This is a genomic window from Janthinobacterium aestuarii (genome assembly GCF_051380835.1).
GTDB lineage: Bacteria > Pseudomonadota > Gammaproteobacteria > Burkholderiales > Burkholderiaceae_D > Janthinobacterium > Janthinobacterium aestuarii.
This window is the reverse complement of the sequence record NZ_JBNYXU010000006.1, coordinates 37,860-49,574: the sequence shown is the minus strand read 5'-3', so window position 1 is coordinate 49,574 and position 11,715 is coordinate 37,860. Positions and strand designations below refer to the sequence as shown.

Genomic DNA, 11,715 nt, shown 5'->3' with positions numbered 1-11,715 from the left:
CGGATGGACTGGGATAACGCACGCATCTTTCTCGCCATCGGCCGGGCCGGCACCCTGCGCGGCGCGGCCGCCCTGCTGCGCATCGACCAGGCCACGTGCGGGCGCCGCCTGGCCGCGCTGGAAAGCTCGCTGGGCGCCACCCTGTTCCTGCGCACGCCGTCGGGCTACGTGCCCACGCCGGCCGGCGAGCTGGCGCTCACGGCCGCCGAAGCCATGGAGCGGGCGGCCGACAAGCTGCAGCGCGAGATGCAGGGCGTCGACAACCGTTTATGCGGCCTGGTGCGCGTGGCCACCACGGACACCATGGCCAGCCATTTCATCATCCGCGCCATGCAGCAGCTGCACGCGGCCCACCCGGACATCCGCATCGTGCTCAACGTGGCGCCCGCGCTGGCCAGCCTGACGCGGCGCGAAGCGGACCTGGCCGTGCGCGGCGTGCGCCCCACCGACCCGGACCTGATCTCGCGCCACCTCGTCAAGCGCAGCCTGGGCCTGTATGCGTCGAAAAGCTACCTGGCCGAACGGGGCGAGCCCGTGCGCGGCACGGCGCTGGCCGGCCACGACATCGTCATCTACCACCATTCCGTGACGCCGCGCCATGGCGAGAAAATCGCCGGCGAATCCGTCGCCAACGCCCGGGTCGCCATGGAAGTGAACTCGGCGGCGATGTTGCAGGAAGCCACGCGCGCGGGCCTGGGCGTGGCCGAACTGGCCACCCACCTGGGCGACATCGACCCGCAGCTCGTGCGCATCTGGCCCGAGCGGGCGGAAACGTATGACGTGTGGCTGGTCATGCATGCGGACCTGAACCGCTCGGCCCGCGTGCGGGCGGCGGCCGACGCGATTATCCACAGCGTTGCCAGCGTGGCAGGTCAATAAAGGGCCTGCCGTGCACGGCTGCACAATCGCTTGTATCGAACGCATCCAATGTTAAGATGCCATGATGACCCTATCCGTCTCCCTCATCATCAGCCTGCGCCGCCTGCACCGGGCCACCATGGCCTGGCTGGTCAGCTGGTGGCGCATGCTGCATTTCGCCATCCTCGTGTTTTCGCTGGCCCTGTCGCCATCGAGCTATAACCGCGACAACCGCCCCATCCTCGCGCACCGCCTTGTGACGAACACGGCGCCCAATCTCGTGTGGTTCAGCGTGGCTTGCGCGCTCGTCAGCCTGGTGCTGATACGCATCGTCGTCGTCAGCGCGCAAAGCTACGGCCTGTCGCGCTATGCGCTGGAAATGGTGGTGCGCGTGCTGGTGCTGGAACTGATACCGCTGACGGCCGCCCTGTTCGTCGCGCTGCGCCTGACCTTGCCCGACGGTATTGCGTTCGCGCAAATGCGCTCGTCCGGCATGCTAGAGAACATGCAGCGCCAGGGCGTCGACCTGCTGCGCCGCGAATACTTTCCGCGCGTCATGTCGGGCATCTTCGCCGTGTGGATGCTGGCCATCGTCAGCTGCGTCACGTCGCTGGTCCTCGCCTACGTCACCATCTACGGTTTTACGCCGTGGGCGCTGCAAGGCTACACGCGCGTCGTGGGGCAGATCTTCAATCCGGCCGTGGCGCTGATCCTGATGCTCAAGGTGATCTTCTTCAGCTTTGCCGTGGCCCTGATCCCGCTGGCGTCTTCGTACTATCCGGAAGAGCCGCACGGCCGGCGCAACCGCCTGTGGGCCGCGCACGGGCTGTCCGAAATGCTGCGCCTGTTTTCCGTCATCCTGCTGGTCGAAGTGGCTTCGCTGATGGGCAATTACTACTGATGCCCGCCGCCACCCAGCCAACCTTGAACCACCCATACCAGAGCCAGAAGCCATGAGCCAACCTCCAAATCCCGACCAGACCGACGTCACGGCGCCAGACGCCGTGCTGCCCGCCCCGCCGCCCGTGCGCCACGCCGAACTGAAGGCGGCCATCCTGCTCGTCTTCATGTTCGTGCTGGTGGTCGGCTCCGTCGTCTACCTGATGTATGCGCGCGGCGCTTTCGAGGCCACGCAAACCCTGGTGCTGACGGCCGACGATTCGGACGGCGTGGGCGTGGGCGCCGACCTGACCTTTTCCGGCTTTCCCATCGGCCGCGTACAGCGCATCGAGCTGGCGCCGGACGGCCGCGCGCGCGTCATCATCGACGTGCCGCGCAAAGACGCGCACTGGCTGCGCACCAGCTCCATCTTCACCCTGGAACGGGGCATCGTCGGCGGCGCCAAGCTGCGCGCCTACAGCGGCATCCTGACGGACCCGCCGCTGCCCGACGACGCCACGCGCGACCTGCTGGTGGGCGACATGGCGGCGGAAATCCCCCGCCTGCTGGCCGCCGCCAAAGACTTGCTGAACAACCTGGGCAACCTGACGGGCACCGATTCCGCGCTCGACGGCACCATGCGCAACGTGCAGGCCGTGACGGGCAAGCTCAGTGGTCCGGGTGGCGCCATGGGCTTGCTGACGGGCGACGACAAGCAATCGCGCCTGCTGATCGAACGGGCCAACGCCCTGCTGATCACGGCGGACCAGCTGGCGCGCCGCACGGATGGCCTGGTGGCCAATGCCGACACGCGCGTCTTCGGCGACAAGGGCATGATGACGGATGCGCAGGCGACCATCGTGCAGCTGAACGCCCTGCTGGCCGATACGCGCAACAGCCTGAAAAAAGTCGATGCCGTGCTGGTCGAGGCGCAAGCCGTGGGCGCCAACGCCAAGGCGGCCACAGCCGACCTGGGCCCGCTGCGCGCCGACGTGGAAAGCAATCTGCGCAAGGTCGAGCAGCTGGTCAATGAAATCAACCGCAAATGGCCGTTCAAGCGCAATCCGGAGATCAAACTGCCATGAGAAAACTCAACGTCACCTTGTCCGCACTGACCCTGACCGCGCTCGCCGCCTGCTCTAGCGGCCCGCCCGTGCCGGACTGGAAAATGAATGCGCAAAGTTCCGTCGAACGGTTTCAAGCGGCTTATTTGAGCGGCAACGCCCTGGTCGAGCAGACGGAATTCCGGCGCGCCCGCAGCCAAGTCGCGGGCACGGGCAAGCTCGATCTCGTGGCGCGCATCGAACTGCTGCGCTGCGCCGCGCGCGTGGCCAGCCTGGCCTTCGAGGACTGCGCCGGCTTTGAGGCTCTGCAAGCCGACGCGACAGCCGCCGACCGCGCCTATGCGGCCTGGCTGGCAGGCAAGACGCAGGCGGCCGACGCCGCCCTGCTGCCGGAAGCGCAGCGGGCGGCCGCCAGCGCCGGCTCGGACACGGCCGCCGCCAGCGCCGTGGCGGCCATCAAGGATCCGTTGTCGCAGCTGGTGGCCGCCGGCGTGCTGCTGCGCTCTGGCCGCGCCACGCCGGAGCTGCTCGATACGGCCGTCGCCACCGCCTCGGACCAGGGTTGGCGCCGTCCGCTGCTGGCATGGCTGGGCGTGCAGCGCCTGCGCGCCGAACAGGCGGGCGATGCGCAAGCGGCGCAGCGCATCGCGCGGCGCATGGCGATCGTCGAGCAGCCACTGGCCCCCTGAGCGCGCCGATGACGGCCCAAGGCAGGCAGAATCAGGCATAATCGAACCAGGATGACATCAATGCCGTGCAGGCCGCGAGGTGTAACAATGCAGTTCGAGGATTTCGACCTTTCCACCCCCGATACCGGCCGGCATGCCGGGGCGGCGCCCAATGCCGACGCACCGGCCGCCACGGCCGTGCGCCTGCAATACCTGCTCGACAATACACCCTCCATCATCTATTGCACCGTGCCCAGCGGCGACTTCAAGATGACGTTTGTCAGCAACAATGCCTTGAATGTGCTGGGCTACCAGCCAGAGGAGATGGTTGCCGATCCCAATTTCTGGTTCGACCACATCCACCCCGACGATGCGCCCGGCATTTTTTCCAGCCTGGCGCAGATCTTCGTCGAAGGTGCGCGCGCCTATGAATACCGCTTCCGCGTGCGCGACGGCAGCTACCTGTGGATGCACGACAGCCTGCGCCTCGTGCGCGACGAGCACGGCGTGCCGTTCGAAGTGATCGGCTCGCTGACCGATATCACGGAACGCAAGCGCATGGAAGCGATGCTGCAGGCGCGCGGCGAAGAGCAGCAACTACTGATCAGCAAGTTGCAGGAAGCGCACGACCAGCTGCTGCAATCGGAAAAAATGGCCTCCATCGGCCAGCTGGCGGCCGGCATCGCGCATGAAATCAATAACCCGATCGGCTTCGTCAACTCCAACATGAGTTCGCTGCAAGGCTATGTGGATACCCTGTTCGGCGTGATCGGCCAGTATGAGGCGGCGATGCGCGAGACGCCCGACGGCCCGGCCCTGGCCGCACGCGTGGCCCAGGTGCGCGCTCAGGCCGACCTCGCCTTCCTGCAAGACGACATGGTGGACCTGGTGCGCGAATCGATGGATGGCTTGAAACGCGTGCGCGACATCGTGCAGTCGCTGAAGGATTTTTCCCATGTGGGCGAGACGGACTGGCAAGTGGCCAGCCTGCACGCTGGCCTGGACAGTACCCTCAATATCGTCGCCAACGAATTGAAATACAAGGCGCGCATCGAGAAGCACTATGGCGAGCTGCCGCAGATACTCTGCCTGGCCTCGCAGCTGAACCAGGTGTTCATGAACCTGCTCGTCAACGCGGGCCAGGCCATCAGCAGCGATGGCGTGATCAGCATCCGCACCGGCCATGCCGGCGACTGGGTGTGGGTGGAGATCGGCGACACGGGCGCCGGCATCGCGCCCGAGCACCTGAACCGCATCTTCGAACCGTTCTTCACCACCAAGGCCGTGGGCAGCGGTACGGGCCTGGGCCTGTCGCTGTCGTACGGCATCGTCAACAAGCACGGCGGACGCATCGAGGTAGCGTCGGAAGTGGGCCGTGGCACGCGCTTTACCGTGCACCTGCCCGTATCGCCGCCGGCGGCCCCGGCAGCGCCCTAGCCTTCCCGCCCTAGCCTTCTTTCAAGGGCGCGTACACGCGGATGCTCAGGCGCCCGCCATTCTTGCCTTCGAAATCGAGCAGCTGGGAAATCACGCGGGCCGTCAGCACGTGTTCGGCCGCCAGCAGCATCAGGCCGTCGCGGCTGATCAGGTCGCGCGACAGCACCATGCCCGGCTCCAGCTGCCCCGACAGAACGGTCAGGTCGCGCGCCGGCGGTTCCGTCTCATCCATGATGCTGCGGAAAGCGGCCACCACGGCCGGGTCGTAACGCTTGCCGACGCTGTCGTAGATCAGGGTGCGGGCCTCCTCGGCGCGCAGGCTGCGCTGCACCATGGCGCCGATCTGCAAGCCGTCGTAGTCCGACGCCAGCGCCAGGATGCGCGCGCCCAGCGGAATGGCCAGGCCCACGAGGCCATCGGGAAAGCCGCCGCCGTCGAAACGCTCGAGCTGCGAGCGCAGGATCACGGAAACGGCGCGCAACTCGTCGAGCGCCATCAATAATTGTTCGGCGCGCAGCGGATGCTTGCGGAAGGCGGCCAGCTGCTCGCCCGTCCAGGCGCTGGCCGGCAGTTCCAGCACGTCATCGCCCAAGCTGAGCTTGCCGATATCCTTGAGCAGGGCCGCAATGAACACGTCGCGCGCATCCTGCCCTTCCAGGCCCAGCGCCTGCGCCAGCTTGCGCGCCAGTTCGGCCACCCGCCGCGCGTGGCCGGCCAGCTTGCCGCCGCGCATTTCGATCAGGTTGGAAAACACCTTGATGGTCGTCACGAACGTGGCCTTCAGGCGCTCGTTGGCCGCCTGCACCTCGTCGTGCGACTGTTTCAGCTGCTGCGTGCGCGTGGCTACCTTCGCTTCCAGGCTGGCGTTGAGCGCCTGCAGCTCCACGTTCTGCCTGGCCGTCAGCGCTTCGAGGCGCAGTTTTTCCTGCTCCAGCGCGCGCCGTTCCAGCGCGTGGCGCACCACCAGCACAATATCGTTCTCGTCCCAGGGCTTGGTCACGTAGCGGTAGATCTCGCCCTGGTTGATGGCGTCGAGGATGGACTGGATATCGGCATAGCCGGTCAGCAGCAAGCGTATGGTGCCGGGCCAGCGCTGGCGCACCCGGGCCAGGAACTGCGCGCCATCCATGTGCGGCATGCGCATGTCGGAGATGACCAGGTCCACCGTCTCGCTCTCGAGCAGGGCCAGGCCGGCCGCGCCGCCATCGGCCGTCAGCACGCGGTAGCCGTGCGGACGGAACAGCCGCCGCAGCGACGACAGGATATTCGGTTCGTCGTCGACGCACAGGATGGTGGGCGGCGCGGCCGCGATGCTGGTGCTCATACTCATGCTGTCCTGTTCGGTCATGGTGCGACGGCCTGCGCCTGGCGCACGGGCAAAGTGATGCGGAAGGTGGTGCCGCTGCCGATGACGCTGCGCACGTCGATGCGGCCGTGATGCTTTTGTACGGTCGTGTAGGCCAGCGACAGGCCCAGCCCCGTGCCCTTGCCGACGGCCTTGGTGGTGAAGAACGGGTCGAAGATGCGCGACAGGTGTTCGGGCGCGATGCCGCCGCCCGTGTCCTCGACCTCGATCCACACTTCCGTCGCGTTGTCGCTGCCCGTGCGCAGGGTGATGCGTCCGCGCTCCTCGTTCATGGCATGGGCCGCGTTGACGACCAGGTTCATGATCACCTGGTTCAGCTCGGAAGGCTGGCATTCGATATCGGGAATGTCGCCATACTCGCGCACCACGTCGGCTTTGTACTTGACCTCGTTATTCACGATATTGAGCGTGGTATCGATGCCCTGGCGCAGGTCGGCCCAGACCCACTCCTGGTGCGCATCCGTGCGCGAAAAATCCTTCAGGTCCTGCACGATGCGGCGCACGCGCGAAATGCCCTCCTTCGACTCGCCCATCAGCATGGGAATGTCGGTGCGCAGGAAATCGAGGTCGATCTGTTCGCGCAGCGCCCGCAGGCGCGCCGCCACCACGGGGTCGGCGACGGCCGGCTCGGCTTCCTCATAGGCGTCGAGCATGCTGAACAGGTCGTCCAGATAGCCTTCCAGGGTGCCCACATTGGAAAACACATAGCCGATGGGATTGTTGATCTCGTGCGCCACGCCGGCGGCCAGCTGGCCGATCGAGGCCAGTTTTTCCGACTGCAGCAGCTTTTGCTGGGCCAGCGACAGTTTGCTGTTCAATTCCGTCAGGGCCAGGTTACGCTCGCGCAATTCCAGATCGGCGATCTGGCGCTGGCGGATATCGTCGGCCAGGCGCTCGTTCATTTCGGCCAGCTGGGCCGTGCGCTCGGCCACCAGGTGTTCCAGGTTGTCGTGCGCCTTGCGCAGCGCCAGTTCCGCCAGGCGCCGCTCGCTCACGTCGCGCAGGGTTTCGATGGCGCCCACCAGCCGGCCCTGGCGGTCGCGCAGGGGCGCCGCCGTGAAATGCAGCCAGTGACCGTCGGGGCCGATATCGGCAAAGAAATCCTCGGCCTCAAAGGCGCCGGGGATCACGGAAGAGCGCTTCAGCTTGCCAAGGTAGCGGTCATTTTCACCGAGCGCGATGTCGTCGGCCACCAGCAGGTCGGCCAGGCAAGCGCGCGGCTGCCGATAAAATGCCTTCCAGTGGTCGCGCGTGCCGACCATCTCCGCGGCCGTAAAGCCCAGCAGTTGTTCGCAGGCGCTGTTCCAGTGCGTCACCACATGGTCCGTGTCGATGGCGAAAGTGGCCACGGGATGGCCATCGAAAAACGCCGATAGCGCGATGGTGTCGCCCTGGCGGCGCTCCGGCGTGGCGGGCAACGCCTGCCCTGCGTCTGTTTCCATGGCCTCTTTCTTGTTCATGCCAGCATGATCCGCGACATTTCATCGAAGGTATGTTCCGTTTGTCCCAGCAGCGCCAGCCAGGCCTGTTCGTCCAACGCGATGCTGCGCCAGCCCGCGGGCGACAGGGGCGGCACCAGCGCATCGTCGACACCGGCCAGGTCGAGCGCCAGGGCGACGGCATTGGCCAGATGCACGGCCAGCGGCAGGCCGCCCGCTTCCAGCCGGTCGATGCTGTGATGGTCGGCCACCGCCTGCTGTATCGCCTCGGGAAATTTCCAGTAGGCGGCCAGGGCGCTGCCCACCTGCGCGTGATCGATGCCGATGACGGCCAGTTCCGCATCGGCCATCTGGCAGTCATGCGCCTGGCGGTAGCTGCGCACGAGCGCATGCTCGGCCGGGAAGCGCGTCACCAGCACCAGGGTGCCCAAGTCGTGCAGCAAGCCGGCCGTGAACGCCGTTTCGGGATTGACGCGCAAGTGCGGCGCCAGCAGGCGCGCGGCGACGGCCGTGGCCAGCGAGTGGCGCCAGAATGCCTGGAAATCGAAGCCGCCGCTGACGGGCGCGAAGCTGCCTGTCAAGGCGCAGGCCGTGACGACGGTGCGGATGCTGTGAAAGCCCAGCACGGAAACGGCTTGCGGGATGCTCGTGACCTTCGATTGCATGCCATAGAACGAGGAATTGGCGATACGCAGGGTCTTTGCCGCCAGGCCCTGGTCCAGCTCGATCTTTTGCGCCAGCACGTGCACGTCCGTGTCGTCCTGGTCCATGCTCGACAGCAGCTCCAGCACCACCACGGGCAGCGAAGGCAGCTCCTGGATCTGGCGGATGATGTGTTCAAAACTGAGCCGTGTCATGCCGCGCCCCCTTGCCGGTAGCGCTGCAGCAGCGCCAGCAGTTCGGCCCCGGCGGAATCGGCCGGCGTGGCGCGGAACAGCACGGCCAGCCGTTCCAGGCGGCGCAAGCGTTCCTGCTCGGCATGCGCTTGCGCGACGGGGTCGACCGCCTCGTCCATGACAACGTGGCAGCGCTCCACATTGCGCCTGCGCAAGGCCGTCAGGTTCGCCGCCGTCAAGGTGGCGCCCTGGGCCAGCAGCACGGCGCCGCTGGCGTCACTCAAGGCCTGCGCCAGCACCATGCCTTCCTGCGCCTGTTCCATGGAAATCTCGCGTCCGCTTTCACTCATGTATCTGCTCCATGACGACTCAGGGTGACGAGGCTGCCGCGCGAGCGCGAATGCAGGCCCATCGGATGGACGGCCACGGCATACGGCTGGCCATCGATGGCGGCCAGGCGAGGCGCGCCCTGCCCGTCGAACAGCTGCGGCAAGACGATCGCCGCCTCGTTGCCCAGCAGGGCCGCGCCCCGTTCGAACAGATTGGCCGCCGCCGCGTTGATGAAGGCGATCATGCCATCCTCATCGAGCCCGATCACGGGCAGCGGCAAAAATTGCAACAATTCGCGCGCGATGCCAAGGCTGACTTCGTCGCGGCTGATCTGATGCTGCTGCTGGCGCACCAGCGCCTGCATGGCGGCATTGGCCGCCGCCAGCGCCTGGTTGGCGTCGCGCAGCTGCGCATTGAGGCGCGCATTGTCGTCGTCGATGCCCTTCAGGCGAAAGGCTTCGGCGATATGTTCGCGCAGCTGATGGTCTTCCCAGGGCTTGGTGAGGAACTTGAAGATGGCGCCCTCGTTGACGGCGTCCGTGACGGCTTGCAATTCCGTATAGCCCGACAGCATGATGCGTATGGTTTGCGGACACAGCAGCTTGGCCTTGCGCAGGAAGTCGGCGCCCAGCATGCCGGGCATGCGCTGGTCCGACACGATCACGTCGACCGTATGGCCGGCCAGCACGTCCAGCCCTTCCTGGCCGCTGTTGGCCGTCAGGATATGGTAGCCATCGCGCCGCAGCAGCCGCTTGAGGGAAGCGAGGATATTCGGTTCGTCATCGACCAGCAGCAAGGTGCGCGGCGGCGCAGCAGCCTGCTGCCCGGCATCCGCCACCAGCGCCGCAGTACCCGGCATGCCATGCTCGTCGTGCACATCCATCGGACCATCCTCTCATCGCCATGGCGAAATCGGAGCTTGCCTGGAGGGGGAATCCGCCGCACGTGACAATCTTGCGAGTCTTGCGCGGCAGCCAGCTTGCGTTGAAATTATACGACTAAATATTCCCGTATGACACTAATCCGGCACTTATCCGCGCTGTGCAGGACAAGGCGTGTCGCGGTAAAACACAAAACCGCCCAGGCCGATGGCCTTGGTATCGGCTTTCACGCCATACACCAGCGTGCTCCTGTCCGCCTCAATGCGCAACAGGTTCATATGTTGGACGATTTGCGCGTGCGACAGTTCCAGCGACGGCGTCGGCGCCAGTTGCAAACGCAGTTCGGACGCGGCGCCATCGTACGCCCAGCGGCCCGGGTTGAAAAAGGCGAAACCGCCATCGAAACGCAGGCTGCCATCCTTGAACTGGGTCAGGCAAATGCCGGGGAATTCGCTGGGCGGGTTGTACCAGGTGGCGGCCACGGCGGCATCGGCAGGCGTCTTGCCCGGCATCTGCATGCCGGCCGTGCCATTGTTTCCGCCCAAGCCGGCGCAACCGGCCAGCGCCGCGATGCAGGTGGCAGCGGCCATCCGTTTGATCATGATCCTGTGCATTCCCGCCCCCTTGCTTTATAGAAACATCATCTTAAAGCGGGACGGCTGGCCGTTCAAGCGGCTAGCGCACATAAGGCGGATTTAATTGCCTTCGGCCGCCTTGGCAGCCGCTTCGCGCAATTTATCTTTTTTACTCTTGCGCGCGCCCTTCACGCCGCCATTCACCGTGTCCGTGACGGGATTCACCGGTGCGGGCAATTCCGTCGGCTCGAAACCGGCCACCACTTCGCGCACGATGCGCAAGTCGTTGCGGTTTTCGATCAGGCGGAAATGCGCTTCCGTGTCGGCTGTCACGAAACTGATGGCCGTGCCGCTTTCGCCGGCGCGGCCCGTACGGCCGATGCGGTGCGTGTAATCGACGGCCGAACGGGGCAAGTCATAGTTGACGACGGCCGGCAAGCCGGCGATGTCGATGCCGCGCGCCGCCACGTCGGTGGCCACCAGCACCTGCAAGCGGCAGGCCTTGAAGTCGGCCAGCAGCTGGCTGCGCGTGCCTTGGCTGAATTCGCCGTGGAAGGCGCCCACGTGCAGACCCGCGCGCTGCAGCTTGTCGGCCACGTGCTCGGCCGCGTATTTGGTGGCAACGAACACCAGCACGCGCTCCCACTGCTGCTGCAGGATCAGGTAGCGCAGCAGCTGCGTGCGGCGCGGCACGTCGACCGTGATGGCACGTTGCACGATGTCGGGCTTGTCCTGCGGTTCGGACGCCACCTCGATGCGCACGGGTTCCTTGAGCAGGCTGTCGGCCAGCGTCTGCACGCTGTCGGGGAAGGTGGCGGAAAAGAACAGGTTTTGCCGTTTCGCTGGCAACAGCGCAAGGATGGCGTTGATCTCCTCGCTGAAGCCCATGTCGAGCAGGCGGTCGGCCTCGTCGAGCACGCACAGCGACACGCCGCCCAGCTTCACGGCGTTCTGGCGCACCAGGTCCAGCAAACGGCCCGGCGTGGCAACGACGATATCGGCGCCGCCGCGCAAATCCATCATCTGCGGATTGATCGACACGCCGCCGAACAGCACGGAAATCTTCAATTTGATCGGCAACGGCTTGGCCAGCGCGTGCACCGTCTGCCCCACCTGCGCCGCCAGCTCGCGCGTGGGCACGAGGATCAGCGCGCGCACCTGGCGCGGGCCGGAAACGGGTGCCATCAGCGCCTGCAGCAGCGGCAGCGCATAGGCGGCCGTCTTGCCGGAACCCGTCTGGGCCGCGCCCAGCACGTCGCTGCCGCGCAGGATGGCGGGAATGGCGGCCGCCTGGATGGCTGTCGGCGCGGCATAGCCGGCCTTGTCAACGGCGCGGACCAGGGCGGGAATCAGACCCAGTGAGGAAAATGGCATAGCGGGCC

12 protein-coding genes are annotated in these 11,715 nt (G+C 66.1%); 5 read left to right on the top strand and 7 right to left on the bottom strand.

What is annotated here, in order from left to right:
- Positions 1–3 precede the first annotated feature (3 nt).
- From ACQ4WO_RS16740 to ACQ4WO_RS16720, 5 genes are all read left to right on the top strand, one after another.
- Positions 4–879 carry a LysR family transcriptional regulator gene (locus ACQ4WO_RS16740; protein WP_436482409.1) on the top strand — a complete coding sequence of 292 codons (876 nt, stop codon included), beginning with the start codon at positions 4–6 and terminating at the stop codon, positions 877–879.
- Positions 880–940: 61 nt separating this feature from the next.
- The gene (locus ACQ4WO_RS16735; protein WP_436482408.1) at positions 941–1,759 is read left to right on the top strand and encodes an MlaE family ABC transporter permease; all 819 of its coding nucleotides are present in this window, start codon (positions 941–943) and stop codon (positions 1,757–1,759) included.
- Between the two features lie 52 nt (positions 1,760–1,811).
- Positions 1,812–2,822, top strand: a complete 1,011-nt coding sequence (locus ACQ4WO_RS16730; protein WP_436482407.1) for an MlaD family protein — start codon at positions 1,812–1,814, stop codon at positions 2,820–2,822.
- Positions 2,819–3,490 (top strand): hypothetical protein, encoded by a 672-nt coding sequence (locus ACQ4WO_RS16725; RefSeq protein ID WP_436482406.1) that lies wholly within the window; start codon positions 2,819–2,821, stop codon positions 3,488–3,490. Before ACQ4WO_RS16730 ends, ACQ4WO_RS16725 begins: the two co-directional genes overlap by 4 nt.
- 87 nt (positions 3,491–3,577) lie before the next feature.
- Positions 3,578–4,906 (top strand): ATP-binding protein, encoded by a 1,329-nt coding sequence (locus tag ACQ4WO_RS16720; RefSeq protein WP_436482405.1) that lies wholly within the window; start codon positions 3,578–3,580, stop codon positions 4,904–4,906.
- A gap of 10 nt (positions 4,907–4,916) precedes the next feature.
- On the opposite strand, the gene nosR is transcribed toward ACQ4WO_RS16720, so the two are convergent.
- The 7 genes from nosR to ACQ4WO_RS16685 all read right to left on the bottom strand — a co-directional run bounded on the left by nosR (position 4,917) and on the right by ACQ4WO_RS16685 (position 11,707).
- Positions 4,917–6,236, bottom strand: coding sequence for a response regulator c-di-GMP phosphodiesterase, NosR family (gene nosR / locus ACQ4WO_RS16715; RefSeq protein WP_436482404.1), 1,320 nt, complete (start codon positions 6,234–6,236; stop codon positions 4,917–4,919).
- 14 nt (positions 6,237–6,250) lie between these two features.
- The gene (locus ACQ4WO_RS16710) at positions 6,251–7,714 is read right to left on the bottom strand and encodes a PAS domain-containing sensor histidine kinase (protein WP_436482403.1); all 1,464 of its coding nucleotides are present in this window, start codon (positions 7,712–7,714) and stop codon (positions 6,251–6,253) included.
- A 14-nt stretch (positions 7,715–7,728) separates the two neighbouring features.
- On the bottom strand, positions 7,729–8,568 hold the full coding sequence (locus ACQ4WO_RS16705) for an HDOD domain-containing protein (RefSeq protein ID WP_436482401.1): 840 nt from the start codon (positions 8,566–8,568) through the stop codon (positions 7,729–7,731).
- On the bottom strand, positions 8,565–8,897 hold the full coding sequence (locus tag ACQ4WO_RS16700; RefSeq protein ID WP_436482400.1) for a hypothetical protein: 333 nt from the start codon (positions 8,895–8,897) through the stop codon (positions 8,565–8,567). Before ACQ4WO_RS16700 ends, ACQ4WO_RS16705 begins: the two co-directional genes overlap by 4 nt.
- Entirely contained in the window at positions 8,894–9,760 is an 867-nt protein-coding gene (locus ACQ4WO_RS16695) for a response regulator (RefSeq protein ID WP_436482399.1), read from the bottom strand. The genes ACQ4WO_RS16700 and ACQ4WO_RS16695 overlap by 4 nt, the downstream gene beginning before the upstream one ends.
- A gap of 147 nt (positions 9,761–9,907) precedes the next feature.
- Positions 9,908–10,360: a hypothetical protein gene (locus tag ACQ4WO_RS16690; RefSeq protein WP_436482398.1), complete on the bottom strand. Its 453-nt coding sequence runs from the start codon at positions 10,358–10,360 to the stop codon at positions 9,908–9,910.
- Positions 10,361–10,453: 93 nt separating this feature from the next.
- On the bottom strand, positions 10,454–11,707 hold the full coding sequence (locus ACQ4WO_RS16685; protein WP_436482397.1) for a DEAD/DEAH box helicase: 1,254 nt from the start codon (positions 11,705–11,707) through the stop codon (positions 10,454–10,456).
- Positions 11,708–11,715: the final 8 nt, after the last annotated feature.

Excerpts from the sequence above, each read along its gene's own strand:
- ACQ4WO_RS16705 (WP_436482401.1), bottom strand. The coding sequence starts at position 8,568 with ATGACACGGCTCAGTTTTGAACACATCATCCGCCAGATCCAGGAGCTG.
- ACQ4WO_RS16685 (WP_436482397.1), bottom strand. The coding sequence starts at position 11,707 with ATGCCATTTTCCTCACTGGGTCTGATTCCCGCCCTGGTCCGCGCCGTT.
- ACQ4WO_RS16740 (WP_436482409.1), top strand. The coding sequence starts at position 4 with ATGGACTGGGATAACGCACGCATCTTTCTCGCCATCGGCCGGGCCGGC.
- ACQ4WO_RS16690 (WP_436482398.1), bottom strand. The coding sequence starts at position 10,360 with ATGATCAAACGGATGGCCGCTGCCACCTGCATCGCGGCGCTGGCCGGT.
- ACQ4WO_RS16730 (WP_436482407.1), top strand. The coding sequence starts at position 1,812 with ATGAGCCAACCTCCAAATCCCGACCAGACCGACGTCACGGCGCCAGAC.
- ACQ4WO_RS16695 (WP_436482399.1), bottom strand. The coding sequence starts at position 9,760 with ATGGATGTGCACGACGAGCATGGCATGCCGGGTACTGCGGCGCTGGTG.
- ACQ4WO_RS16700 (WP_436482400.1), bottom strand. The coding sequence starts at position 8,897 with ATGAGTGAAAGCGGACGCGAGATTTCCATGGAACAGGCGCAGGAAGGC.
- nosR (WP_436482404.1), bottom strand. The coding sequence starts at position 6,236 with ATGAGTATGAGCACCAGCATCGCGGCCGCGCCGCCCACCATCCTGTGC.
- ACQ4WO_RS16725 (WP_436482406.1), top strand. The coding sequence starts at position 2,819 with ATGAGAAAACTCAACGTCACCTTGTCCGCACTGACCCTGACCGCGCTC.
- ACQ4WO_RS16710 (WP_436482403.1), bottom strand. The coding sequence starts at position 7,714 with ATGGAAACAGACGCAGGGCAGGCGTTGCCCGCCACGCCGGAGCGCCGC.
- ACQ4WO_RS16720 (WP_436482405.1), top strand. The coding sequence starts at position 3,578 with ATGCAGTTCGAGGATTTCGACCTTTCCACCCCCGATACCGGCCGGCAT.
- ACQ4WO_RS16735 (WP_436482408.1), top strand. The coding sequence starts at position 941 with ATGATGACCCTATCCGTCTCCCTCATCATCAGCCTGCGCCGCCTGCAC.